Annotated in this window: 21 protein-coding genes; 8 read left to right on the forward strand and 13 right to left on the reverse strand. The window is 44.0% G+C overall.

What is annotated here, in order from left to right; translation table 11 throughout:
- The first annotated feature begins 80 nt into the window (after positions 1-80).
- The 4 genes from ACYZZR_RS09935 to ACYZZR_RS09950 all read left to right on the forward strand — a co-directional run bounded on the left by ACYZZR_RS09935 (position 81) and on the right by ACYZZR_RS09950 (position 2,487).
- Positions 81-452 (forward strand): hypothetical protein, encoded by a 372-nt coding sequence (locus ACYZZR_RS09935; RefSeq protein WP_461533852.1) that lies wholly within the window; start codon positions 81-83, stop codon positions 450-452.
- 168 nt (positions 453-620) lie between these two features.
- Positions 621-1,097, forward strand: a complete 477-nt coding sequence (locus tag ACYZZR_RS09940) for a hypothetical protein (RefSeq protein ID WP_461533853.1) — start codon at positions 621-623, stop codon at positions 1,095-1,097.
- A 138-nt stretch (positions 1,098-1,235) separates the two neighbouring features.
- Entirely contained in the window at positions 1,236-1,715 is a 480-nt protein-coding gene (locus ACYZZR_RS09945) for a methylated-DNA--[protein]-cysteine S-methyltransferase (protein WP_461533854.1), read from the forward strand.
- 58 nt (positions 1,716-1,773) lie between these two features.
- A complete protein-coding gene (locus tag ACYZZR_RS09950) occupies positions 1,774-2,487 on the forward strand; it encodes a 3'-5' exonuclease (protein ID WP_461533855.1) in 714 nt (237 codons plus the stop codon).
- Here the strand turns inward: ACYZZR_RS09950 and ACYZZR_RS09955 are convergent.
- A complete protein-coding gene (locus ACYZZR_RS09955; RefSeq protein WP_461533856.1) occupies positions 2,476-3,441 on the reverse strand; it encodes an endonuclease/exonuclease/phosphatase family protein in 966 nt (321 codons plus the stop codon). The two genes, ACYZZR_RS09950 and ACYZZR_RS09955, sit on opposite strands and share 12 nt — an antisense overlap.
- Before the next feature lie 233 nt (positions 3,442-3,674).
- Between ACYZZR_RS09955 and hflX the strand changes: the two genes are divergently transcribed.
- The gene (hflX, locus tag ACYZZR_RS09960) at positions 3,675-4,883 is read left to right on the forward strand and encodes a GTPase HflX (protein WP_461533857.1); all 1,209 of its coding nucleotides are present in this window, start codon (positions 3,675-3,677) and stop codon (positions 4,881-4,883) included.
- Positions 4,884-5,059: 176 nt separating this feature from the next.
- Here hflX and odhB read toward each other — a convergent pair whose 3' ends face one another.
- The 4 genes from odhB to ACYZZR_RS09980 form a co-directional block, all read right to left on the reverse strand.
- Positions 5,060-6,280, reverse strand: coding sequence for a 2-oxoglutarate dehydrogenase complex dihydrolipoyllysine-residue succinyltransferase (gene odhB / locus ACYZZR_RS09965; protein WP_461533858.1), 1,221 nt, complete (start codon positions 6,278-6,280; stop codon positions 5,060-5,062).
- A 53-nt stretch (positions 6,281-6,333) separates the two neighbouring features.
- Positions 6,334-9,174 (reverse strand): 2-oxoglutarate dehydrogenase E1 component, encoded by a 2,841-nt coding sequence (locus ACYZZR_RS09970; RefSeq protein WP_461533859.1) that lies wholly within the window; start codon positions 9,172-9,174, stop codon positions 6,334-6,336.
- A gap of 188 nt (positions 9,175-9,362) precedes the next feature.
- Entirely contained in the window at positions 9,363-10,394 is a 1,032-nt protein-coding gene (gene galE / locus ACYZZR_RS09975; protein ID WP_461533860.1) for a UDP-glucose 4-epimerase GalE, read from the reverse strand.
- A gap of 37 nt (positions 10,395-10,431) precedes the next feature.
- A complete protein-coding gene (locus tag ACYZZR_RS09980) occupies positions 10,432-11,571 on the reverse strand; it encodes a DegT/DnrJ/EryC1/StrS family aminotransferase (protein WP_461533861.1) in 1,140 nt (379 codons plus the stop codon).
- A 587-nt stretch (positions 11,572-12,158) separates the two neighbouring features.
- On the opposite strand from ACYZZR_RS09980, the gene ACYZZR_RS09985 reads away from it, so the two are divergent.
- Together ACYZZR_RS09985 and ACYZZR_RS09990 are read left to right on the forward strand one after the other, a co-directional pair.
- Positions 12,159-13,406, forward strand: coding sequence for a 3-deoxy-D-manno-octulosonic acid transferase (locus ACYZZR_RS09985; RefSeq protein WP_461533862.1), 1,248 nt, complete (start codon positions 12,159-12,161; stop codon positions 13,404-13,406).
- A gap of 69 nt (positions 13,407-13,475) precedes the next feature.
- Positions 13,476-13,790, forward strand: coding sequence for a hypothetical protein (locus tag ACYZZR_RS09990; RefSeq protein ID WP_461533863.1), 315 nt, complete (start codon positions 13,476-13,478; stop codon positions 13,788-13,790).
- A gap of 69 nt (positions 13,791-13,859) precedes the next feature.
- Here ACYZZR_RS09990 and ACYZZR_RS09995 read toward each other — a convergent pair whose 3' ends face one another.
- From ACYZZR_RS09995 to ACYZZR_RS10015, 5 genes are all read right to left on the reverse strand, one after another.
- On the reverse strand, positions 13,860-14,687 hold the full coding sequence (locus ACYZZR_RS09995) for a pseudouridine synthase (protein WP_461533864.1): 828 nt from the start codon (positions 14,685-14,687) through the stop codon (positions 13,860-13,862).
- A gap of 66 nt (positions 14,688-14,753) precedes the next feature.
- Positions 14,754-15,674: a geranylgeranylglycerol-phosphate geranylgeranyltransferase gene (locus tag ACYZZR_RS10000; protein WP_461533865.1), complete on the reverse strand. Its 921-nt coding sequence runs from the start codon at positions 15,672-15,674 to the stop codon at positions 14,754-14,756.
- A 78-nt stretch (positions 15,675-15,752) separates the two neighbouring features.
- Complete coding sequence (locus tag ACYZZR_RS10005; protein ID WP_461533866.1) at positions 15,753-16,691, reverse strand: mevalonate kinase family protein; 939 nt, start codon at positions 16,689-16,691, stop codon at positions 15,753-15,755.
- Between the two features lie 35 nt (positions 16,692-16,726).
- Entirely contained in the window at positions 16,727-17,074 is a 348-nt protein-coding gene (locus ACYZZR_RS10010; RefSeq protein WP_461533867.1) for a four helix bundle protein, read from the reverse strand.
- 140 nt (positions 17,075-17,214) lie between these two features.
- On the reverse strand, positions 17,215-18,300 hold the full coding sequence (locus ACYZZR_RS10015) for a diphosphomevalonate decarboxylase (protein WP_461533868.1): 1,086 nt from the start codon (positions 18,298-18,300) through the stop codon (positions 17,215-17,217).
- A gap of 187 nt (positions 18,301-18,487) precedes the next feature.
- Between ACYZZR_RS10015 and ACYZZR_RS10020 the strand changes: the two genes are divergently transcribed.
- Positions 18,488-18,982: a DUF4168 domain-containing protein gene (locus tag ACYZZR_RS10020; RefSeq protein WP_461533869.1), complete on the forward strand. Its 495-nt coding sequence runs from the start codon at positions 18,488-18,490 to the stop codon at positions 18,980-18,982.
- A gap of 193 nt (positions 18,983-19,175) precedes the next feature.
- Here the strand turns inward: ACYZZR_RS10020 and ACYZZR_RS10025 are convergent, their stop codons facing one another.
- The 3 genes from ACYZZR_RS10025 to dnaE form a co-directional block, all read right to left on the reverse strand.
- Positions 19,176-20,399, reverse strand: a complete 1,224-nt coding sequence (locus ACYZZR_RS10025; protein ID WP_461533870.1) for a BaiN/RdsA family NAD(P)/FAD-dependent oxidoreductase — start codon at positions 20,397-20,399, stop codon at positions 19,176-19,178.
- A 75-nt stretch (positions 20,400-20,474) separates the two neighbouring features.
- Complete coding sequence (locus ACYZZR_RS10030; RefSeq protein WP_461533871.1) at positions 20,475-20,741, reverse strand: hypothetical protein; 267 nt, start codon at positions 20,739-20,741, stop codon at positions 20,475-20,477.
- Complete coding sequence (gene dnaE, locus ACYZZR_RS10035) at positions 20,741-25,123, reverse strand: DNA polymerase III subunit alpha (RefSeq protein ID WP_461533872.1); 4,383 nt, start codon at positions 25,121-25,123, stop codon at positions 20,741-20,743. Before dnaE ends, ACYZZR_RS10030 begins: the two co-directional genes overlap by 1 nt.
- Positions 25,124-25,610: the final 487 nt, after the last annotated feature.

Here is a 25,610-nt window from a genome sequence, read left to right on the forward strand (position 1 = left end):
GGATTGACTTCAGCTTCAGAAAGTTTTGAGTTCTGAATGCTTTTTTTTAAAATTCTCGTATTTAACCGTATTTTTGTATTGTGGAAAAGCAGCGCTTTAAAATATGGGTTTCCCTTTTCTTTGCATTTGTGTGGACGGTGTCCTTTCTCGGTTCTTCACATCACGGTGTAAAGACATTCGGTATTGCTCATCACTCATCCGACGACACCACGCGCCTGAGTATGGCACAGGCTACTGTTTTTCCCGGTATTATGTGGGAAGAAGAGTCTTCTCAGAGTTTTTTTTCCGGAAAAATAAAAATTCTCGCATACGGCCTGCCTGTACTCCTTACTGTCTATATCAATGTACCTGAGCTTCTCACAAGTCGTGAGTTACAAGAATCCTCAAAAAAAACAACTGATTTAAAACTTCTTATAGAACAGCTGATTTTTCCCTTTCACTTCTTTTACTAAGCAAATTTCTATATCCTTTACTATCATTTTAACAACAATCCTTATCTGCAATCACATAAGGACTGTATACCCGTTGGCAACATCGGGTTAACACAATTTATTCTCAATTGGGAGTTCTACACACAAAGATGAAGAACTACTCATAAAACACAATAACAACTTACAACAATGGATATTGTATCTCTTGAAATGGGACTGCTCTTCCTTGCAGTCTTTATGGCTCCTGTAGCGTATTTTCTCTACAAGCAGCGCTCTAAAAAGAAAGAAACAGACAAATTTGTAAATACTATCTGCAGCGAAAACGGTGTAAAAAAAGAACAAACCGACACCATAGGAAATTATGTTTTTATCACCGACAAATCGAATAAAAAACTGCTGGTTTATCACCAAAAAAACAATGATTTCAAGATTGCACAACTCGGGGAATACTCTGGATGTTACGTCTCTAAATCCTGGGACAAAGAGGGTTCTAAACGAGATATTCTAGGCACTATTACACTGATATTTAAGACTATTGCTCAGAGCGATAAACCCTTTCGTATACCCTTATTTGACGAGACCTATGAAAACCCACTGGAAGCAGAAGTCATTCTGTACGAAGCCGAAAAACTGTCTCGTCGGATAAACACTGAAATATTCGTGTAAGTCCGGAAGGCTTATTTTGCACAAGTTGAGGTCGTCTTTTTGGGCGACCTCTCTTGTTTTGAATTGAAATAACAGTCTTTTTTAATTACCTTAGCTTCTCTATCAACACCCATCGATAACAACAAATACCGACGAATTGTGAAAACTGCAATTGTAAAAACACCGCTAGGTACCACTCAAATATCCGGAGACCACAACGGAGTTTCAAAAGTGAGTATACTTAAAGAAAACCAGATCCCGACAAGCTCTGTCGATATCCCTGAAGAGTTGTTGCCTTGCACACGGCAATTAAAGGAGTATTTTGAAGGTCAAAGAAAGGACTTCCAACTCAAACTCAACCCTCAGGGCACCAACTTTCAGAAGAGGGTGTGGGATGAGTTGCTCAACATTCCCTATGGCAAAACTATCTCCTACCTCGATCTGGCCAAAAAACTTGGCGATACCAAAAGCATCAGAGCAGCTGCTTCTGCCAACGGCAAGAATCCCCTGTGGATAGTCGTTCCCTGTCATCGCGTGATTGGCAGTGATGGAAGTCTGGTAGGTTATGCCGGCGGACTCTGGCGCAAAAAATGGCTTTTGGAGCACGAATCTCCTTTTCGGCAGGAATCGCTATTCTGACACTTCTTTCTGGAAACTGCAATATTGCATATCTTTATCGTTCGCAAACGATCGCAATATGCCTACTGGAATACCATTAGACTACATTCTGTTTCTCGATATAGAAACCGTCCCAGAAACCCGGGATTTTTCGCAATTATCTCCTGAAAAGCAAGAATTGTGGGCAAAAAAAACGGAATACCAACGCAGGGAAGAAATCACCCCAGAAGATTTCTACGAGCGGGCCGGCATCTGGGCAGAATTTGGAAAAATAGTCTGTATTTCTGTGGGTTATTTTGTGTTTCGCGGCAGTGGAAGACAATTTCGAACCACCTCTTTTTTCGGAGAAGAAAAGCAACTACTCATCGATTTCAAAAACCTGCTCGAAAATCATTTCAGTCAGCCTCGTCATTTGCTCTGTGCCCATAATGGCAAGGAATTTGACTTTCCCTATATTGCCAGACGCATGCTTATTCTCGGTATTTCCATACCCAAAAAGCTCAACCTCTTCGGCAAAAAACCTTGGGAAGTGCCTCACCTAGACACTATGGAATTGTGGAAATTTGGCGATTACAAACACTATACCTCTCTAAAATTGCTCACCAATATCCTGAATATCCCCTCGCCAAAAGACGATATAGACGGCAGCCAGGTAAGACAGGTGTATTACGAAGAGCAGAACATCGACAGAATCGTCGTCTATTGTGAAAAAGACGTAGTAGCCACAGCCCAGGTATTATTGCGATTTCGGACTGAGGATCTACTTATGGACGAAGAAGTGCTACACGTTTAGTTCCAACTGTATATACACCGGAAAATGATCGCTGTATCCTCCCAGATACCTCCGTCCTGCATAAGTGCGAAAAGGATTGCCTTTAAAGCGTCCGGACCATTCCGTGAGAAAGCGATCGTTGACAATATCTGCCTCCACATAACTGTGTTTTCCAGGCTCCGCTACCATAAAGTCTCTAGAAAACAATATCTGGTCGAAAAGATCCCACTTAAAATTGTAATTCGCACTCCCTTTATCCTGTGATAGCAATAGCTCCATCGGATTGAAAAGATCTGGGGAAAGCAGGTGCTCTTTAATACTCTTAGAAAAAGGATTGTCGTTAAAATCTCCCATAATAATAAAGCGGGCTGCGGTTTCCTTTTCTCTTACTCCATCCATTATACGATGCACCTCAGCGGCAGCGGCCACCCGTTTGTAGGCCGTGTCTTCTGCTCCCTGTCTTCGGGAAGGCCAATGATTGACTATTACATGGATGCGCTCATTGTTGAGCAGGCCTGTAACGTGAAGAATATCGCGGGTATAATCGCGCATACCATCTGTATTGTCTACTATCAATGGAACTGCTTCACTATCTATAACCTCAAAGTATTTGCGGCGATAAATAAGAGCGGTGTCTATACCTCTCTCATCCGGAGATTCAAAATGCACTATATCGTATCCCTTGCCAGACAGGTGTTTGGTCTGTATCAATTCTTGGAGTACGCTGCGATTTTCCACTTCGGCCAATCCCATGATTACTGGCAAACGTCGACTTGTTTTTTTTCCAGTATGCGCTATGGTTCTTCCGAGTTTGTACAGCTTATTCCGATAGCGTTTCTCATTCCAGTGCAATGCTCCCTTAGGAGTGAAATCGTCGTCTAAGGTATCCGGATCATTTTGGGTATCAAAAAGATTTTCGAGATTGTAAAACCCAATCGTAAATCGTCGGGTAGGCGGTTTTCTCTTAAAAAACATAGATGTAATTCGTCAAACTTTAGTCAGTTAAAAGTAGTAATTATCACCCTGTCGAAAAAATACTATAGCCACAAATAAATTTTAAACAGATAATCCGGTCTACAAACGACACAGAATTATGTACCTTTGTCCCCAGTCAAGCCTCACAAATACATTCCGTTACTCCAAAAAATTATCCACCTACGGTTGGAGAAGACATCGGAATAATAGTGTTACTGATTATTTTTGAATATATGCTGGAAAAAAAGACCCTGGATTATGAAAAAGTAGTGCTTATCGGTATCGTAAACCGCGAGCAGGATGAAGAAAAGTCGGACGAATACCTCGATGAACTCGAGTTCCTCAGCTATACTGCAGGGGGTGAAGTAGTAAAGCGCTTTACACAAAAAATAGATACTCCCAATCCGAAAACTTTTATCGGGAGCGGAAAGATGGAAGAGGTGTCTCGCTTTGTTCAGGAAGAAGAAGTCGGTACGGTGATTTTTGACGACGAACTCAGTCCGGCTCAACAGAAGAATATCGAAAAGATATTGAAGTGCAAAATACTGGACCGCACCAGCCTTATCCTCGACATCTTTGCCCAAAGAGCACAGACCTCCTACGCCCGAACACAGGTAGAACTAGCTCAATACGAATACCTACTGCCCCGACTGGCCGGGTTGTGGACCCACCTCGAACGTCAGCGTGGGGGTATAGGAATGCGCGGTCCGGGAGAGACCGAGATAGAGACCGACAGGCGTATTGTAAGAGACCGCATAGCACTGCTCAAGAAAAAACTGGAAACCATAGACCGCCAAATGGCCACTCAACGCGGTAACCGCGGAGCTCTTGTACGCGTTGCTCTCGTCGGGTATACCAATGTGGGTAAATCGACTCTGATGAACGTAATTAGCAAAAGCGATGTGTTTGCCGAGAACAAGCTTTTTGCTACACTCGACACCACGGTGCGCAAGGTGGTAATCGGCAATCTGCCCTTTTTATTGAGCGATACCGTAGGGTTTATCAGAAAGCTACCCACTCAATTGGTAGAGTCGTTTAAAAGTACATTAGACGAGGTAAGAGAGGCCGATTTGCTGCTGCATATTGTAGATATTTCTCATCCTAATTTCGAAGAGCACATCGCTTCGGTAAACAAAATCCTCGCAGAAATAAACAGTGCCGACAAGCCTGCCATCATGGTTTTTAACAAAATAGATCAGTACGAAGCAGAGCGTATTGACGACGATGATCTCATCACCGAAAAGACCGGAAAACACTTTAGCTTGGAGGAGTGGAAGCTCACCTGGATGAATCGCGCAAACGGACAGGCGCTGTTTATCTCAGCCATCAACAAGGAGAATATGGACGAATTCCGAAAAAAGGTGTATGAGGAAGTCAGAAATATACATATTACCCGCTTTCCGTACAACAATTTTCTGTATCCAGAACACATTGAAGAATAGCAGTAACCGGCGACAGAAGGAAAATCACCATTGCAACCCTCTCACATCTTGGCCGATGAGTAAAGACTCTTCTCTTCAAGGTGTAATTTGGTGAGCTATAGCTATACTCACTAACAGACAAAAAAAACCGGATTCAAAAAGAAATCCGGTTTTTTATCAAAAAGTCTTAAGCTCAATTACAATTCCAATGCTTTCCTGATATTGCCATCCATCAGCAATTCTTCGGGGTTTTCTAGAGCTTCCTTAATAGCTACCAAGAAACCTACTGACTCTCTTCCGTCTATGATTCTGTGATCGTAAGACAGCGCCAAGTACATCATTGGGTGTATTTCTACTTTTCCGTCTACGGCAATCGGGCGTTCTATGATATTGTGCATTCCGAGAATACCAGACTGTGGCGGATTGATGATTGGTGTTGACAACATACTTCCAAACACCCCACCATTTGATATTGTAAAGGTTCCACCTGTCATTTCATCTACGGTAATCTGTCCGTCACGTGCGCGGATAGCCAAACGCTTAATCTCGGCCTCTATTCCTCTAAAACTCAAATTTTCTGCATTTCTAACCACCGGTACCATAAGTCCCTTCGGACCAGATACGGCTACGGAGATATCGCAGAAGTCGTAAGTGATCTTGTAGTCACCGTCTATCATAGAGTTGACATCCGGATACAGTTGCAATGCTCGAACTACGGCTTTGGTAAAGAAACTCATAAAACCAAGTCCTACGCCGTGTTTTGCTTTGAATTCATCCTTAAACTGATTTCTAAGTTTAAAGATAGGTGTCATATTGGCCTCGTTAAAGGTAGTGAGCATTGCGGTTTCATTCTTGGCAGACACCAAACGCTCAGCTACTTTTCTACGCAGCATAGAGAGTTTTTTACGCTCTTGTCCTCTGCTTCCCGGACCGGGAGTTCCCATAGAAGGCACTGCTTTTACCGCATCCTCTTTGGTTACGCGTCCGTCCTTTCCTGTTCCTTGCACCTCATTGGCTGCAATTCCCTTTTCATCCAGTATTTTTCTGGCGGCAGGAGAAGCCGTTCCCGAAGCATAGGTTTCTTTCTTTTCAACTTCTGCTACCTTTTCTTTGGGAGCTTCTGTTTTTTCCTCAGCTTTAGGTTCTTCTTTTTTATCTGCCGATCCTCCATCAGGTTTGGAGGCTCCCGTATCGATAAGGCATACTACCTGGCCTACGGCTACTGCATCGCCTTCTTCTGCTTTTAGCGTAATGGTTCCACTGGCTTCAGCAGGGAGTTCTAAGGTGGCTTTGTCGGAGTCCACTTCCGCAATGGCCTGGTCTTTTTCTACATAATCTCCATCTGCCACCAGCCATTCGGCTATTTCTACTTCTGTAATAGATTCCCCCGGTGAAGGAACTTTCATTTCTAAAATCATTGTGCTACAATTTTATTGGTCGTATTCTTTTTGGTTATGATTTTCGGAACATCTCAATGGCCGTGTCCGTAACTGTTCTTGGCCCTGTAATCTCTGATATTGTTATCCTTCTCCTTATCAAAAACATATTCTATAATTTCCTTATGGCGTTTCTGTGATCTCACAGCACTACCAGCGGCAGGGGAAGAATAGAATCTTCTGGAACAAACTCTGAAATTTCTCGCTTCTTCAAAGTGCATCAGCAAATGACTCCAGGCTCCCATATTACGGGGTTCTTCCTGTGCCCAGACCACGTCGTCGGCCTTGCTGTACTTTTTGAGTACCGCATTGATCTCATCTGCTGGTAGCGGGAAAAGTTGCTCCAACCTTACCAAAGCTACATCTTTTTCTCTTCCCTTTTCTTCTCTCGCCTGAAGAAGATCGTAATAGAACTTTCCGGTACAGAACACCAGAGTTTTGACTTCTTCCGGTTTTACATCCTTATCGTCTATCAGCGGTTGAAAGCTTCCTTCTACCAATTCGCTGACACTGGAAACAGCCTTGGGATGTCTCAAAAGGCTCTTAGGTGTAAATACGATCAAGGGTTTTCTGAAATTCACCTTCATCTGTCTCCTGAGCAGGTGGAAGAAGTTTGCCGGGGTGGTACAATCGGCCACATACATATTGTCTTTAGCACACAACTGTAAGTAGCGCTCCATACGTGCAGAAGAGTGCTCCGCTCCCTGACCTTCGTATCCGTGGGGCAACAGCATTACAATACCGTTTTGTACTTTCCACTTGTCTTCGGCAGCAGAAATGTACTGATCTATCATAATCTGTGCACCGTTGCTAAAATCTCCAAATTGTGCTTCCCAAATCGTCAGGGTATTCGGACTCGCCATAGAATACCCGTAATCAAATCCAAGCACACCGTATTCTGACAGCAGGGAATTATACACGTAAAAATGTCCTTGTTTGTCGTTCATATTATTGAGCAACACCACTTCTTCTTCACTGTCTTCTACTTTCAGTACAGCGTGGCGGTGCGAAAAGGTTCCGCGCTCCACATCCTGTCCGCTCATCCTTACGTCAAAACCTTCATCAAGCAATGCCCCATATGCCAAAAGTTCTCCCATGGCCCAATCGAGCTTGTCGGTTTCGAAGAACATCTTGTTTCTCTCCTTGATAAGTCGTTCAATCTTTCTGAGAAACTTCTTCTCTTCCGGAAGTTTGGTGATGGTCTCGGCAATTTTGGTAAGCTTTTCCTTCGGATAGCTCGTATCGACCGCTTTTAACATTTGGTCTTCTCGAACCAGATCAAATCCTTTCCATTCGTCTTGCATGAAGGGAGTAACCTTGGTGGCTACTTCTTTTCGCGAATCTTCCAATTCCTCTTCGAGTATCGCCTTGTAATCAGATTCCAACTTACTCACATATGCCTGATCTATCACTCCTTCTCCTATTAGCTTCTCTGCATAAATATCTCTGGCATTACTGTGTTTGGCTATGGCCTTATACAGTTTGGGCTGCGTAAATTTAGGCTCATCACCTTCATTGTGCCCGTATTTCCGGTATCCCAAGAGATCTATAAACACATCCCTTTTAAAGGTCATCCTGAAATCGAGTGCAAAAAGAGCAGCGTGTACTACCGCTTCTGCATCGTCGGCATTGACATGGAGTACCGGAGAAAGTGTCACTTTTCCTACATCGGTACAATATATAGAAGAACGTGCGTCTAAGTAGTTGGTGGTAAACCCTATCTGGTTATTGACCACCATATGTATAGTCCCACCAGTGGTATAGCCCTCCAACTTGGCCATCTGTACAACTTCATACGCAATGCCCTGCCCTGCGATAGCGGCATCTCCGTGCACTACTATAGGCAGTACTTGCGAAAAGTCGTCATTGTAGTAGTTGTCTTGTTTTGCCCGGGTAATTCCCTCCACTACTGCACCTACAGTTTCGAGGTGAGAAGGATTGGGAGCAATATTCATTTTTATTTCCTTCCCGGAGCGATTCTTTCGCTCGGAAGTCCACCCAAGGTGATATTTCACATCTCCGTCGAAAGCGGGAATTTCGTAGTCTTTACCGTCAAATTCGTTAAAGATATCCTTAGCCGATTTACCGAAGATATTCGTCAGCACATTCAGTCGCCCGCGGTGTGCCATTCCCATTACAAATTGTTTCACCCCGAGTTCAGCCGCCTTATCTACTATAGCGTCCAAAGCAGGAATGAGCGATTCCCCTCCTTCTAGAGAAAACCTTTTCTGTCCCACGTACTTGGTGTGCAAAAAGCTCTCAAAAGATATCGCTTCGTTGAGTTTTTTGAGGATGTGCTTCTTTTCATCCGCAGAGAACGACGGGTGATTGCTGTTGATATTGAGTCGTTGTTGTATCCATTCCACCTCTTCCGGTTGCCGGATATACATATACTCTATCCCTATAGAGTCGCAGTAGATACTGGTGAGATGTTCTATTATCTCTCTAAGGGTTTTGTTCCCAATACCAATTATATTTCCCGCCTTAAAGGTGGTATCGAGATCGGAATCTGACAATCCGAAATTCTCCTTGTCTAAAGTAGGGTGGTATTTACGACGCTCACGCACGGGGTTTGTCTTTGTAAACAAATGCCCTCGAGTTCTGTAGGCATCGATGAGTTTTACCACCTGAAATTCCTTAACTACTCCTTCCGGCACTTCTGCAGCACCGGAATCTTTGGCTGTGGCAACAGCCATTTGACTTCCGTTTTGGGAGCTTACCTCTCCATTGCCTTCTGAATGCTCCGCTCCGAAATCAAACCCTTGAAAAAAAGCCCTCCAACTGGGCTCTACACTATCTGGGTTCTGCAAATACTGATCGTACAGTTCAGCAAAAAATGCCGTATGCGCAGCATTCAAAAACGAATACTTATCCATATTATTTTTTTCTTGTCTCCTTGAGAACTCCTCTGAGCTATCTCAAGACAAATTTTTGTCAAAAGTACAATATTTCAAATACATGATGTTAAAGTTTTACCATATTTATATTTGGTATTTACAAGATTTTAACACCTATTAAAAAAAGGGGGTTGCACTAACGCTATATTGCGTTTTTGTTATATTTCTCAGATGTTCCTTATTTTCTTTTCCCACTTCCAGGCCGAAGCAACTGCTTCGTCGAGTGTAGACTGAGCTTCCCATCCCAATTCGTTATTGGCCTTGGTGGTGTCGGCATAGGCTGCAGTAACATCTCCGGGTCTGCGATCTACAATGCGATAATCGAGCTTCTGTCCCGACACCCGTTCAAAACTGCCAATCACTTCGAGTACGGAACTTCCCGTTCCGGTACCTACATTAAACACCTCATAATTGGAGGTGTTCTTATCGTTGAGCAAGCGTTTCAATGCCACCACATGCGCCTTTGCCAGGTCGACCACGTGAATATAATCTCGTATTCCTGTTCCATCGGCGGTAGGGTAATCGCCACCAAACACCGAGAGCCGTTCGCGCAATCCGGCTGCTGTTTGTGTGATAAACGGCACCAAATTTTGAGGTACTCCGAGGGGTAACTCTCCTATTTCTGCCGTTGGATGGGCTCCAATCGGATTAAAATAACGCAGAGAAATGGCTTTGAACTCGGGATATACCGAGCAGGTATCTGCAATAATCTCTTCTCCTATCTGTTTTGTGTTTCCGTATGGCGATTCTGCCTTCTTTACCGGAGCACTTTCGGTGATAGGCAATTCATCGGCCTGCCCGTATACTGTACAGGAAGAACTAAAAATAAAACAAGACTCTTCCTTCTTGCTCAACTCTTGCAAAAGATAAATCAGGGTGTTGATATTGTTCTCGTAATACAACAGTGGTTTTTCTACGCTTTCACCCACTGCCTTAGAAGCTGCGAAATGGATAACCCCAACAATATCGTCATGTCTCGCAAAGAAATCTTCTACCTTTTCTTTCTCTCTGAGATCCATTTTTTCGAAAAGTGGAGTTTTTCCGGTAATCCTGGTAATTCCGTCGAGTACTTCTTCTGTGGCGTTGGATAGATTGTCGATAATAACTACCTCAAACCCTTCGTTCTGCAATTCCACTACGGTATGCGAACCTATAAATCCCAATCCTCCGGTAACTAATATCTTTTTTTGATCTGTCATATATCTTCCTCCAGTTTGTTTTTCTATTGATGTGATATTAAGATTTCCCGTTTACATATGCCTTTACTGTATCGGCAATATAGGCTATTTGCTCGTCGTCCAGTTCGGTGTGCATGGGCAAGGAGATCACCTCTTTTACCAGATTATTGGTCACCTCAAAGTCTTCTTCTCGGTAACGCTCGTCCAAATAGGCTTTCTGTCGGTGAAGCGGTATGGGGTAATACACTCCACAGGGAATTCCGTTTTCGTTCAGGTATTTCACCAGTCCGTCCCTGTCAACTCCTTTGATTTTTAAGGTGTACTGGTGATATACATGGGTATCTTCTCCTCCTGTTTGTACGGGTGTTTCTATGTGTTGTTCTCCCTCAAAAGCTCGATTGTACTTTTGTGCAGCTTCCTTTCTCCTTTTATTATAAGTATCCAGCAGAGGTAGCTTTGCCCTCAACACTGCAGCCTGAATAGAATCCAATCGCGAGTTTACCCCCACAACATCGTGGTGATAACGCACATACATCCCGTGGTTTACTATACCCCTGATGGTATGTGCAAGTTCGTCATTGTCGGTAAATATCGCTCCTCCATCTCCGTAACATCCGAGGTTTTTAGAAGGAAAGAACGAGGTGGAAGCCACATCTCCTATGGCTCCGGTTTTCAGCTTTCGACCATCTTTAAAGGTGTGCACTGCTCCTATCCCTTGCGCGTTGTCTTCTATGACGTACAGCTTGTGTTCTCTCGCTATATCCATTATGGCATCCATATCGGCACATTGTCCGAAAAGATGAACCGGTACTATGGCTTTGGTTTTGGGCGTTATTGCCTTTCGGATAGCCTCCGGATCTATATTAAAGGTGTCCGGATCTACATCGACCAATACCGGAGTGAGTCCCAACAATGCAATCACCTCTACTGTGGCGGCAAAGGTAAAATCGGCTGTAATCACTTCGTCACCGGGCTTTAATCCCAAACCCATCATGGCGATTTGCAAGGCATCTGTCCCGTTGGCACAGGGTATCACGTGTTTTACCCCGAGATATTCCTCCAGTTCCTTTTGAAATGACTGTACCTGCGGACCGTTGACAAATGCCGTACTGTCTATGACTTCTGCGATAGAACGGTCTACAGTATCTTTGATAAATTCGTATTGACCCTTGAGGTCTACCATCTGTATTTTCTTCACTGATGCTGATATTTAGATTGTGTATTTTCCGGTTTTGCCCCGTCTTGCCGAGGCGCTTTTCTCTCGCCAGAAAAACCCAACAATAATACAAAAACTTGAAACGCCAACCAATGAAACAGGCCGATTTTATTGTCTGATTTGCGAAGCGCAAAGGGAAGAGATGGGGAGATGAGGAGACTAAAATCACTACGAACTACCAGCTAAAAAACTAATCAACTAATACGTTTTCCCGCTTCAATAATTTATTCGATACAAATTTGTATTGAATAAATTATGATAAAACATCCAATTTAAAATTGTCAATCGTACAACATCAATTCGTAAATGGGGGGGACGCAAAATTTTGCGTCCCTACAGTACGCATATAAATGGTGATTGCTCCTAATGGCTACAAAAACCAAAACCCGCGATTTCTACTATTACTGGAATGACATAAAAAAGGCGTCCCAAAGGGACAACTCCTTTCAACCCGGAAAAATCGCTCCTCATCTCCCTTTCTCCATGTCTGCTCGTCTGTTTTTGACAAAAGAAATGTATTTTAGCAATCAGATATGCGCTGCATTTCGCGTTGTAAATTGCCTTTTATCATGTTGTCATACACATATAACGTACTCACTGTCCTCACAGGGCTTATTCTCAAGGTTATCGCTCCTTTCCATCACAAAATCGGACTTTTTGTACGCGGGCGCAAAACGGTTTTCAGTACGCTAAAGCAACATATTGCCAAAGGAGATCGGGTGATTTGGTTTCACACTGCATCTTTGGGCGAATTTGAACAAGGGCTACCGGTTATAGAGAAGATTAAAGCTAGCTATCCTCACCACAAAATTTTGATTACTTTCTTTTCACCTTCGGGCTACGAGGTCAGAAAAGACAGTCGCGCGGGACATATTATTACTTATCTCCCACTCGACACCAGGAAAAACGTGAGTACCTTTCTATCTCTCGCACATCCGGAACTAGCTGTATTCGTAAAATACGAGTTTTGGCCTAACTATCTGAAAGGGCTTGGCAAAAGAGACATACCCACTGTACTCATCTCAGGAATATTCCGGAAGAACCAGTTGTTTTTCAAGTCTTATGGCGCCTTTATGCGGCAATCGCTGCACGCATTCAAGCATTTCTTTGTACAGGATAAAGACTCTGCCCAGCTGCTAAACAGCATAGGTATAAACCGAGTTACGGTAAGCGGAGACACAAGGATGGATCGGGTGGAGAAAATTCTTCAACGCGACAACACCCTTAATTTTATGGAAAACTTTAAAGGTGAACACCTCTGTTTTGTCGCCGGCAGCACATGGCCTGAAGATGAAGACCTGCTGATCACACTTATAAACAAGGCTCCGGAAACTGTAAAATTTGTAATCGCACCTCACAATATCAAGGCTGTCCACAATACCGCACTGCAAAAGAGTATTTCAAAAAAAACCGTACTTTACTCTTCTATGACACTCGGAGAGCTCGACGAGGCTCAGATTCTCATTGTAGACACCATAGGTCTACTCACCAAGATATATCACTATGCAGATATAGCATATGTGGGTGGTGCCGTGGGAAGCACAGGCTTACACAATATTCTGGAGCCCGCCGTTTTCGGTATTCCCGTTGTAATCGGTTCTAATTTTGACAAGTTTAAAGAAGCCCGAGATCTGGTAAAACTCGGAGGGGTGTATACAATTTCGGACATAGGACAACTCAAGGCGATATTTTTACAACTTATTGAAAACAAAGAAGTAAGACTTAAAAAAGGAGAGATAAACCGCAATTATATCAAAAAAAATGCTGGTGCTGTGATCCGAATACTGGAGTACCTTCGTATATATATTAAAGTATAAAGTTTAAGGAAGACGGCAAAAGTTGTTTTTGCCTCTTCTCGATTTACTAATGATTTAAAAACTCAGATTATGAAAAAAGTATCATTAAGTTTGGTTTTGTTGGCTCTTTTTGCCATTTCTCTTACCTCTTGCCGAGACACTAAAAAGAAATCCGAAGATGCTGGAGACAAAATAGAAAGCAGCATTGATCAGGCTGGAGAAAAAGCCGAAGATGCTATGGAAGACACCAAAGAAGCTACTGAAGAAGCTTGGGGTGAAACCAAAGAAGCTGTTGAAAACACCGCCGAAGACGTAAAAGAAGCCGGTGAAGAAGCTGCTGAAAAAGTTAAAGAAAAGGCTAAAGAAGTAGAAGAAAAGGCTAAAGAAACTGTAGACCAACAATAGTCGATAGTATTTAGTTTTAAAATGCACGAAACCCTGTCAGAACCGACGGGGTTTTGTTTTGCAAAAGTATTACATTATTCTGAGGTTTATCACCTCCTGTGCGGTGAGGTGTCTCCAGTGCCCACGAGGGAGATCTTTTTTGGTAAGCCCTGCAAAAATGACGCGATCGAGCTTTACTACCTTATAGCCTAGGTGTTCAAAAATACGGCGTACAATGCGGTTCCTACCACTGTGAATCTGTATCCCCACTTCCTTTTTCGGGGCATTGTCTATATAACTCACCTCGTCTACGGTAATCAGGCCATCTTCCAATACCAACCCTTTTCTTATCTCTAGCAAATCTTCGTGCTTGAGATTTCTATCGAGCTCAACGTGGTATATTTTGCGAACCCCGTGTTTTGGATGAGTGAGTTTTTTGGCCAGCTCACCGTCGTTGGTAAACAACAATAATCCGGTAGTATTGCGATCTAGGCGCCCCACAGGAAGAAGCCTGTTACGCGAGGCAGTAGCCACCAGGTCCATCACCGTACGCCTGCCTTTTTCGTCTCTTGTAGTGGTAATAAATCCTTTGGGCTTATTGAGCAGTACATATTCCTTTTTCTCAGGACGTATGAGCTTTCCGTCAAAACGAACCTCATCGGTGAATTTTACCTTATAGCCCAATTCGGTTACCGGTGTTCCATTTACCGTAATATTTCCGGCAGCGATATAAATATCAGCATCCCTACGCGAACACACCCCTGAATTGGCAATATATCGGTTAAGACGCATCTCTCCCGCTTCCTTCAACAACGGCTTTTTACTTATAGGAGCGTTACCCCGAGTATAGCTCACATTGCGTTTTCCTCCCTGTCTACCCGATATTTTCCCTTTCCGATTCTTGTCTGTCCTGCTCATAGCTGTATTTTTGGCAAAGATAGGTGATTTTAATTGAGATTTGAGATATTAGAAGGATTAGGTAAACTATGGGCTGCGGTTTATCAGTCTGTTTATCACAAGCCCTATATCTATCAGCAGTATACTAAAAACCCCGGCCACAATAATCAACTTCAGGATATTGTGCAGTATCAGGTAATCTTTTTTTGACGATGCCCTCCACATCAGGAAAAGAAAAAGTAGTTGTAAAACAAAACAGCCGTAAAAAAATAAATCCATATGTCCGATCTCGAAGGAAGTGATCAACAGATAGGTGGGACCCCAGGTCAAAAATGCCAAGAGTGTTATAATATATTTGGAAATTTTCTCTCCGTATACTACAGGTACAGTGTGGTATGCTTGTGCCATATCTCCCCGGATATTTTCTAGATCTTTGACCATATCTCTGATAAGTATGATGAGGAAGAGAAAGACAGCGTGTACAAAAATCACTGTCGCAAAATTCCCATAGTACACAAACACGGCAAAAAACGGCGTTATCGCCAATACAGAAGACACTATATTTCCCAATAGTGGAATGCGCTTTAACTTGTGGGAGTAGAACCACAGTCCGAATATATAAACCGAAAAGAAAACCACCGCTCTAAACGACACATAGCTAGCAAAGACTACCGAAGCAAAGTTGAGGATAAAGTAGGCCGTGAGTTTGGTGCGCTGACTGATCAATCGGTCGAGCATGCTTTTTCGGGGGCGGTTGATCAGATCTTTTTCTGAGTCGTAAAAATTGTTGATAATATAGCCCGAAGCAATAGCCAAGGCAGAAGCAGCCACTATAGCAAACAGATTGCCATCGGTCAACACTTTTATCACCGGCTTTTCCGGAGCCAGTATATATACGGAAGTGAGGTATTGTGCCAGCACAATGATCAGTATATTATACCCGCGAACAACGGAAAATATACTCAATAGCTTTAGCAACAGCAACCTATTCTTCCTCAACAGTCGCATACATGATATTTTCGGTCTGATAAAATTACCGGTACAGTACGTCCGAACACAGCCATCAATCCGGAACTATGCGGTCGATTAAAAGTTGTAGACCACCTCCAGGTTGTAGCCTTTAAGCGCTTTTTTGGCCTTTTCTATATCCTGTGTAAAACCGAGGATATATCCCCCTCCTCCGGAACCACAGAGTTTCAGGTAATAGTCATTGCTTTCTATACCGTGTTTCCAAAGTTTGTGAAACTGTGCCGGTATCATGGGTTTAAAGTTGTCGAGCACTACGTGAGACAATTGTTTGATATTTCCGAAAAGCGACTTGACATCTCCCTTTAAAAAATCTTCCACGCAGGCATCGGTGTGTTTTATAAACTGCTCTTTCAGCATCTTCCTGAATCCTTCCTGCTTCATATTTTCCATGAAGATCTGTATCATAGGAGCCGTTTCACCTACCATCCCACTATCGAGTAGAAAGACAGCGCCTTTTCCATCGGCTTTCTGCGACGGAATACCCGCTGGTTCTATATTGTCTTTAGAATTGATCAGTATCGGAATGCTCAAGTAACTGTTGAGAGGATCCAATCCGGAAGACTTCCCGTGAAAAAAAGACTCCATTGCACCGAAAATCTCTTTCAGTTTTAACAATTTGTCTCGCGTCAGATTTTCGAGAACAGTAATCTTGTCGTCAGCATATTTGTCGTAAATGGCCGCTACGAGCGCTCCACTGCTGCCCACGCCGTATCCCTGTGGAATACTACTGTCAAAATACATACCTTCTTCCACATCCGCCTTCAACCTGGCAATGTCGAATGTCACCAAGCCGGAACGGTCGTTCTGTAAGTTCTCGAGATAGCTTGCAAAACGTTTCAGACTCAAATTTGACGCTTGGTTTTCTTCAGAGAGTTCCCTCCCTTTCTTCAGCGCCCCGTTGTAAAAGTTATACGGAATAGACAATCCCTTAGAATCTCTGATAATCCCGTATTCTCCGAAGAGCAGTATTTTCGAATAAAATAATGGTCCTTTCATCCTCCAATTAAAAATTGATAATGAAAAATGAAAAATTATTGTTTTGAGGTTTTTACTATGCTCACCAATAATCTTATCATTTCCTCAACTTTGGGTTTAAACCCTATAAATGTTTTCCTATTTATATACTCTGTCGTGTACAACAGTTCTAACCAGTAACTTGTTTCGTTAGCTTCCTTTAAGCCAATGCTCATTTTATTTATAAAGTCCGGTTTTGACTGAGCAAATTCAGCTTCTCTCACATTAGCCCCTATCGATGTCCCTGATTTAAGTAACTGTTTAGACATCACATATTCCTTTTCTTTAGTCACCAAGTATTTATAAAGATACACAATATCTACTGCAAAATCAAAACTCTTCTTTTTTATTACATTTTCCTTCACAACAGATAACAATCTTCTTCCCCTTTCATTATCCCCTCCATAACTAATTATTCCCAGTCATTATTCATTATTCATTCTTCATTTTTAATTATTCATTCTTCATTAACTCCCTCCCTCCATTTTTCATTCTTAATTTTTAATTATTCATTAAAAACCGCTCCTTCTCCTACGCGGTCGCAAATATACTGTTCGTTTTCGCAATACACAACAAGCTCACTATTAATAAATTCCGCCACTCTTTTCTCCTCTTCTTCCGGGTATAGCAAATGCACATTTGCGCCTGCATCAAGTGTAAAACAGACTGAACTGCCGCTCTCTTTTCTAAATTTCCATATTTTCTTTATCACCTGCAAGGTAGCGGGTTGCATCAGCATATAGTACGGATTCCCAGTCATCATCATGGCGTGAAGCGAAAGCGCCTCGCTCTCCACTATGCGTGTAAACTCATCGGTATTCCCTTCTCGGAGTACGGGTATAAGTTTCGATATATTTGACGAGGCCTGTGCAAAGCGCTGTTCTGCAAAGGGATGTCCGTTCATCAATCCGTGACCCGAAGAGCTACTCACCTGTTTTTCCCCACGATCTACCAGCAATACTGTATCTCTATATTTTTTAAACACAGGGTGAACTTCACCTGGATAGGTCAGTCCGTACAGATCACTGCTCCCCACAATCTCCTCGTGTGCTCCCCAAACAATTAGTCCGCCCTCAACACTCCTACAGGCACTTCCCGATCCTAGTCGGGCGAGGAAGGAAGCTTTTCGGTAGAAAAACGCTTCAGACATACTTCCAGACAGCTCCCGTTCCAAACTCATAAAACACAGGGCCAATGCACTTATACCACTTGCGGAGGAAGCAATACCACTACTGTGAGGAAAAGAATTGGAAGTGTGTATACTGAACTGATAATCGCGTAAAAAAGGCAGGTATACCACAACCTTTTCCATAAAACTGAGGATTTTCGGACGGAAAGCATCGTTGCGCTCTCCCTCAAAAAAAACCTCTATTTCGAAGGTTTCGGAAAATTTCTCCTGTTTTTTAAAACGAAGCGTAGTAGTTGTAGCACAATGGTCGAGTGTAAAACTCACCGACGGATTGGCCGGCAATTGATTTCCGTGCTTTCCCCAGTACTTAACCAGGGCAATATTGCTGGGAGCCTTCCAGGTAAAAGCCCCAGAAGTCGTGTCGTTCACATAACTCCCGGGCATAAAGTCCGATTCGGTCATAAGTGCAATCCGTTTTGCGCAAAGATAGTGTTTTTCGGGATTTTGGATAGCCGGCATAAATAGAACGAATATTCTCCTCTACACATATCAGATACCGTTAAGTTCATGTTAAACCTACTATATTTTTGGCGTTCCCTATAGATTATTGTAGCTTCGACCTCATTGTATATATCAAAAATCTTACATTATGAAGTTGACAGGAAAACTAAAAGCGCTGTTGGTTTGCTTTCTCGCTACAGGAGCTATGGCCCTAGCACAAACAGCCCCTCAGCCACAACAGCCACAACAGCCACAACAGCAAAAAGTAGAAGTTTCAGACGATGAGCTGGGCAAGATTGCCAACGCTTTCGAAGGGATAGTAGACATCAACAACAAGGCTCAGCAGGAAATGGTAAAAGTGGTTGAGGAAAGTGGTTTTGAAATAGATCGCTTCAACGAATTGTTCGAAGCATCACAAGATCGAGCAAAAGAAGCGGATGCCAGTGAAGAAGAAAAAGAAAAGTTCGGAGTGGCTATGAACAAGATGCAGGAAATGCAATCCGGTTTTCAAAAGGAAATGGAAGAAATCATCAAAAAAGAGGGTATTACGCTCGACCGCTATCAGCAAGTCGCTATGGCTCTTCAAACCGACACTGCCCTACAACAACGCCTACAGTCGATATTGGAAAAGAAACAACAGTAGTAATTCTGTAGCGCAGAAAAAAATGTATTGAGGTGAATTACTTAACATACCCATGTCTGGGTGTGCTTGTGAGGAGATTACCCTCTTTCTCAACCAACTCCTCCCTTCAGACAAAGGGAGGAGTTTTTCTTCTGCACCTACAAATAGAACGATATTTTGATACAATGAAACCTAAATAGCCCTTCCTACAGAGCTAAAACTCTTCTGCAATGGCTCGAGCCGCCATATACCCTCCAGTCCATGCATTCTGAAAATTAAAGCCTCCGGTAACCGCATCGATATTCAGCACTTCACCTGCGAGAAACAAGCCTGGCTGTACTTTGCTTTCAAAGCGTTTAAAATCGATCTCTTTCAAGTCCACTCCTCCTGCGGTTACAAACTCGTCTTTAAAAGTACTCTTTCCGCTTACCTTAAAGACTCCTTTGGTCAGTTGGAGCGCAATATTGCGAAGAGTCACATTGCTGGTTTCGGCCCATTTGGTTCCTTCAACAGCCCCTGCGGCTACTACTAGTCGTTCCCACAACCTTCGCGGCAAATCGAATGACGATACCTTCCTCACTTCCTTTCTGCCGTATTGCTGTTTCCAGTCTGCGAGCCTCTCCTGTACTTCCTCAAAAGACAGCTGTGGCAGCCAGTTGACCTCTATTTCAAAGCTGTACTCACAGCGGTGAAAGTACCGAGCCCCCCAAGCAGAGCACTTCAATACCGCAGGACCGCTTATCCCCCAATGGGTAATGAGCAAAGGCCCCTCAAAAACCATGTTTTTGTCCATTGCCCTACAACTGAGGCTCACCGATGCCGAAAGTCCCATGAGTCCGGAAATGCGATTATCGTCTATATGAAAAGTAAAAAGAGAAGGTGCCGGCGGCACAATGCGATGACCAAGACGCTCCAGTATTCGCCATACTGCGGGACTGCTTCCTGTGGCTATCAAAAGTTTCTTGCAGGAAAAACTCCTCTCTTTCGTCTCTATCGAGAAGCCGTCGTCTACCTTTACAATATCCCGAATAGCACAGCCGGTCAATACCTTTACCCCATATCTCGACACTTCGTTCTCAAGGCAATCTACCACAGTTTGAGAGCTGTCGGTTGTCGGAAACATCCGACCGTCTTCTTCTATTTTCAGGGGCACTCCCTTCTCTTCAAAAAAGGCTACTGTATCTCCGCTGCAAAATGAGTGAAAAGGTCCTAAGAGTTCTTTAGCTCCTCTCGGATAATAAGCCGTCAGTTCTCGAGGTGTAAATTCGGCATGGGTTACATTGCATCTGCCTCCACCAGAAATACGGACTTTTGAAAGCACTTCTGTACTGCGTTCCAGTATGGCGATGCGCTTTCCTTCTAACCTAGCTCCCAAATGAGCCGCAGCAAAGAAGCCAGCGGCACCCCCACCGGCAATAATAACATCCCAGGCTTTCAATGGATTTTTAGTTTTTTAATTCTTAGTTTTTTAGTTCTTAGAGTCGTCCTGAGCTTGTCGAAGGATCTCCTTCCTTTACAACCAACTCCTCCCTTTAGACAAAGGGAGGTGGCATACCGCAGGTATGACGGAGGGTTTGAAAACCCAAAGCATCCCGATATCCCAAACCCTTAGTGCTACTCCAGAAATTCGGGCTATCAAAACCCTCCCCATCGCTGCGCTTGGGTACCTCCCTTCGTCTGAAGGGAGGAGCATTTGTTCTGCTCCTGCAAACATAGGATGACACCGAAAAATATCATTCAGAATGCGATTCTGAAAACTCTTCCCCCTACTTTCAAGCATCAATTGAGCTTATATGCGATGTCCTGCCGTTTTAGTTCGTCTAGCAATTCGTTGGAAATGCGGACTTTCTTCTTTCGACTAGGCATGTGGAGTTTTAGTTTTTCGTCCACTTTATACACGGTAAAACTAAGGGGGTGATCTCCTTTATGGTCGTTGACCAGGTCGCTTAACACCCTGATTTTGTCGTCCTCAATATCGTTCAGATTCAGTTGTATGGTCAGTTTTTTGGCGTATTTTTCCATCACATCGTGCAGCAACTGTATATTGTTGAACTGCAGCCTTGGTTCGCCTCGTTGTCCTGTTTCTTTGTTTATCCAGCCCTCACGTATAAACACCTTCATATGGACAAACGAATCGATCAGCAATAAATGTCGGTATTTGAGATACTCTTCTCCAAAGATTCTAAACTCGTATGAGTCGTTGTAATCTTCAACCACAAAAGTTCCCCAGCCTTTACCGTTTTTAGAGGTGCGATGCTGTACATCGGCAATAACTCCTCCAATAGAGAGTTCTTTGTTGGTATAGCTGGCGATATTATGTAGTAGTCCAACACTCCCATTACAGAAATACTTCATTTCCGCTCTGAAATCGTCGAGGGGATGTCCTGAAATATAAATTCCGACTACTTCTTTCTCTCTTTTTAGTTTTCCCATAGTACCCCATTCTTCACAGGGCGGCACTATCGGCTCGGGAATCTGCACTTCGCTGGCTTCTCCAAAAAGGCTTACCTGTGCCGAATTCTTGCTCTCTTGAAACTTAGAGGCATAGCGCATCACCTTTTCCAAGAAGGTCACCCCGTCTCCTTCATCGTGAAAATACTGTGCGCGATGGGTTTCGGTAAAGGAATCGAAACCTCCTGCCAGAGCCAGGTTTTCAAAGGCTTTTTTATTGGCAGCCCTGAGGTCTATTCGCTTTGCCAAATCGAACACCGAACGGTATGGTCCCGATTCGCGGTTTTCTACAATAGTCTCTACCGCACTGCGCCCCACTCCTTTTACAGCACCCATTCCAAATCGGATGGCGTTGTCTTTGTTTACCGTAAACTTGTAAAAGGATTCGTTCACATCAGGTCCCAGTACTTCCAGTCCCATTCGCTTGCACTCTTCTAGGAAAAACGACACCGATTTGATATCGTTCATATTGTTGGAGAGTACCGCCGCCATATATTCTGCCGGATAATTGGCCTTGAGATAGGCCGTTTGATATCCGATCCAAGCATAGCAGGTAGAGTGGCTTTTATTGAAGGCATAACTGGCAAAAGCCTCCCAGTCCTTCCACACCTTTTCCAGGATAGCTCTGTCGTGGCCGTTGTTTTCTCCCCCGTCCAGAAATTTTGGTTTCAGCTGTTCCAGCAGGGCAAAAATCTTTTTCCCCATAGCTTTCCGCAACACATCGGCCTCACCTTTGGTAAAGCCTGCCAGCTTTTGCGAAAGCAACATCACCTGCTCTTGGTAAACGGTAATGCCATAGGTTTCCTTCAGGTATTCTTCCATAGCCGGAAGGTCGTATGTAATCTCTTCCTTGCCGTGTTTTCTGTTGATAAAACTAGGAATGTATTCCAGCGGTCCCGGACGATAGAGCGCGTTCATAGCGATAAGGTCGGCAAAAACCGTGGGCTTCAGCTCTTTCATATACTTCTGCATCCCCACGGATTCGTATTGGAATATTCCTACCGTTTCTCCCCGTTGGAACAGTTCGTAAGTCTTCTGATCGTCTAACGGAAATTCGTCGGGATTTAGATCTATACCGTGTTTGTACTTTACCAGTTTAACAGTATCCTTGATAAGGGTAAGTGTTTTGAGCCCGAGGAAGTCCATTTTGAGCAGTCCGGCACTCTCCACCACCGAGTTGTCGAATTGGGTGACGTACAAGTCGGAATCTTTGGCGATAGATACCGGAACAAAGTTGGTGATATCGTCGGGAGTGATTATAACCCCACAGGCGTGAATCCCCGTATTCCGCACCGAGCCCTCCAGTATTCGAGCCTGATTGATGGTTTGGGCTTCTAAGTCTTCCCCTTCGGCGAGATTTTTCAACTCGTTCACCTTCAGTAGTTCTTCCGACCTCAAACTGGATTTGAGTTGATTGTCGTCGAAAGAAAATATCTTTCCCAATTTCATATTGGGAATCAGCTTGGCAATCCGGTCGGCATCACTCAACGGCAGGTCGAGTACCCTCGCTGTATCGCGAATAGACGACTTGGCCGCCATGGTACCATAGGTGATAATCTGAGCCACCTGATTGGCGCCATATTTATCGATTACATAGTCCATTACCCTACTGCGCCCCTCATCGTCAAAATCGATATCGATATCGGGCATGGACACCCGATCGGGATTGAGAAAGCGCTCAAACAGCAAATCGTAGGCTATAGGATCGAGATTGGTAATTCCGAGACAGTAGGCCACCGCAGAGCCGGCCGCAGAACCCCTACCGGGACCTACAGAAACTCCCATCTCACGAGCTGCCGCTATAAAATCCTGAACAATGAGAAAGTAACCCGGATATCCGGTGCGCTCAATAACGCTGAGTTCAAAATCCAGTCGCTCCCTGATCTCTTCGGTAATTTCCGGATAACGCCTTTTCGCTCCTTCGTAGGTAAGATGCCTCAGATAGGCATTCTCCCCTCTTTTTCCTCCATCATTTTTATCTTCTCGGTGTTGAAACTCTTCCGGAATATCAAATTTGGGAAGCAATACATCGCGGGCTAGCTCAAAGGGTTCAATCTTGTCTACTACTTCCCCTATATTGGCTATGGCCTCCGGCAGATCGGCAAAGAGCGCTTTCATGGCTTTGGCCGATTTAAAGTAGTATTCCTGATTGGGCAGCCCGTAGCGGTACCCTCTTCCCCTTCCTATGGGGGTAGCCTGTTTTTCTCCGTCTTTTACACAGAGTAAAATATCGTGGGCGTTAGCATCTTCTTTAGTGATATAAAAGGTGTTATTTGTAGCCACCATTTTTACCTGGTGCTTCCTGGCAAACTGTACCAATACATTATTCACCCGGTCTTCATCTTCCTGTCCGTGCCTCATCAGCTCTATGTACAGGTCGTCTCCAAATTGCTCTTTCCACCACAACAGTGCTTCCTCTGCTTGGTTTTCACCTAGGTTCAATATTTTTCCGGGCACCTCCCCGTAAAGGTTACCGGTGAGTACTATAATATCTTCCTTATATTTTTGGACGACCTCTCTATCTATTCTCGGCACGTAGTAAAAGCCTTCGGTATAGGCTATAGACGACATTTTGGCGAGATTGTGATATCCGTTCTTGTTCTTCGCCAACATGACAATATGGTAGCCGTTGTCTTTTCTACTTTTGTCGAGGTGGTTTTCGCATACGTAAAACTCACAGCCCACTATAGGCTTAATCTCTACCTCTGTTGGCTCTTCCCCCTTTTCCTCGGCCTCCTTATTTCTGGCTCTAGCTGCCTTGTTGTAATTGCCTACCTCCTTTACAAAATGGAAGGCTCCCATCATATTGCCGTGATCTGTAATCGCCACGGCAGGCATTTTTTCACGAGCGGCTGCCGCTACCAAATCGGGCAAGCTGGAGGTAGCCTGAAGTACCGAAAACTGGGTGTGATTGTGCAGGTGCACAAAGTCCATCTCCTCCAGTTCGGCCTTGTTTTCTTCAAGTTCCTGTTTGGAGATATCCCCTCCCTGTGCTTTGCGTATCCTTTCCCTTATGGCCTCCGAAGCCGCCTTGAGGTTGATGTGCTCCAGTCCGATAAGCTCAATCTCCTTAGGATTGTGCTCCTTAAACCGCTCAAAATAACCCGGGAGTACATCGAGTTCTTCTTCGGTAAAGCCTTCTTCGATCCTGATCAGCTCAAAAAAACAGCGCGTAGTCGCTTCCACATCGGCCGTAGCGTTATGCGCTTCGGCAAAAGCCACTCCAAACAACTTTTCGTGTAGCTCGGTAAGTGTGGGCAGTTTGAATTTTCCTCCCCTTCCACCGGGGATTTGACAGAAAGCTGCGGTCACTTCCGTACAGGTGTCAAGCACAGGCATAGACGACAGTGGTGATTCTATACCTTCACGGTAAAACTCACATCCCATAATATTGATGTCGAAGCCCACATTCTGTCCTACAATAAACTTCGCCTTCCCCAGAGCGGCGTTGAACTTTTGGAGTGTCTCCCTGAGCGTTATTCCCTCCTCTTCTGCCAGCTCGGTAGAAATACCGTGTATCCGTTCAGCGTCGAAAGGGATGTTAAAGCCTTCCGGTTTTACGAGGTGGTCGCCGTGCTCCAACAGATTCCCCATCTCGTCGTGAAGCTGCCATGCGATCTGTATACAACGAGGCCAGTTGTCGGTATCGGTAATCGGAGCATCCCATCGCTTGGGCAATCCGGTAGTCTCGGTGTCAAAAATAAGATACATGAGAATCTGGGTTTAAGGTTCGTTCCTACAGTGCAGGGTGATTTATCCGGTTTCCGGACTAGACCGGAAAGTGGGATAAAATTACGGATAATCCAGCATAGGGAAAAGCCCCCGGAAAAGTAATTATCAACGAAAAAGTCACAGGATATGGCAGGAGCTGCCGGCCAGACAGGCGGAGGAGGAGTTTTTATCTGGTCAAAGTAGAATATTATATCTCTACACCATCTCCTGCCCCGGGCTAAAATCAACCGGGCTTTCAGCCCGGAAAAACCATCATCACGAGGAGCAGACCAAAGGAGATGACGTGCTGATCTCCCCACAAGTACACCCAGATCATGGCTCCTCCTCCCCAAGCATTCTCCAACTTTTGACGAGGTAATTACTGCGAGCCTGATCCTTTACCCCGCCATAGATCAATGTTTTGGAAATGGGTTGTGGTGCTACAAATTTTTCAAACTTATCCAATCCCTTGAAATGCTCACTCTTA

It is taken from the genome of Sinomicrobium sp. (genome assembly GCA_029266035.1).
In the GTDB taxonomy this organism is placed as follows: domain Bacteria; phylum Bacteroidota; class Bacteroidia; order Flavobacteriales; family Flavobacteriaceae; genus Sinomicrobium.

Coding starts and splice junctions, on each gene's coding strand:
- ACYZZR_RS09940 (WP_461533853.1), top strand. CDS start 621: ATGGATATTGTATCTCTTGAAATGGGACTGCTCTTCCTTGCAGTCTTT.
- ACYZZR_RS09950 (WP_461533855.1), top strand. CDS start 1,774: ATGCCTACTGGAATACCATTAGACTACATTCTGTTTCTCGATATAGAA.
- ACYZZR_RS09955 (WP_461533856.1), bottom strand. CDS start 3,441: ATGTTTTTTAAGAGAAAACCGCCTACCCGACGATTTACGATTGGGTTT.
- hflX (WP_461533857.1), top strand. CDS start 3,675: ATGCTGGAAAAAAAGACCCTGGATTATGAAAAAGTAGTGCTTATCGGT.
- odhB (WP_461533858.1), bottom strand. CDS start 6,280: ATGATTTTAGAAATGAAAGTTCCTTCACCGGGGGAATCTATTACAGAA.
- ACYZZR_RS09970 (WP_461533859.1), bottom strand. CDS start 9,174: ATGGATAAGTATTCGTTTTTGAATGCTGCGCATACGGCATTTTTTGCT.
- galE (WP_461533860.1), bottom strand. CDS start 10,394: ATGACAGATCAAAAAAAGATATTAGTTACCGGAGGATTGGGATTTATA.
- ACYZZR_RS09985 (WP_461533862.1), top strand. CDS start 12,159: ATGTTGTCATACACATATAACGTACTCACTGTCCTCACAGGGCTTATT.
- ACYZZR_RS09990 (WP_461533863.1), top strand. CDS start 13,476: ATGAAAAAAGTATCATTAAGTTTGGTTTTGTTGGCTCTTTTTGCCATT.
- ACYZZR_RS09995 (WP_461533864.1), bottom strand. CDS start 14,687: ATGAGCAGGACAGACAAGAATCGGAAAGGGAAAATATCGGGTAGACAG.
- ACYZZR_RS10000 (WP_461533865.1), bottom strand. CDS start 15,674: ATGCGACTGTTGAGGAAGAATAGGTTGCTGTTGCTAAAGCTATTGAGT.
- ACYZZR_RS10005 (WP_461533866.1), bottom strand. CDS start 16,691: ATGAAAGGACCATTATTTTATTCGAAAATACTGCTCTTCGGAGAATAC.
- ACYZZR_RS10015 (WP_461533868.1), bottom strand. CDS start 18,300: ATGACCGAATCGGACTTTATGCCCGGGAGTTATGTGAACGACACGACT.
- ACYZZR_RS10020 (WP_461533869.1), top strand. CDS start 18,488: ATGAAGTTGACAGGAAAACTAAAAGCGCTGTTGGTTTGCTTTCTCGCT.
- ACYZZR_RS10030 (WP_461533871.1), bottom strand. CDS start 20,741: ATGCTTGAAAGTAGGGGGAAGAGTTTTCAGAATCGCATTCTGAATGAT.
- dnaE (WP_461533872.1), bottom strand. CDS start 25,123: ATGTATCTTATTTTTGACACCGAGACTACCGGATTGCCCAAGCGATGG.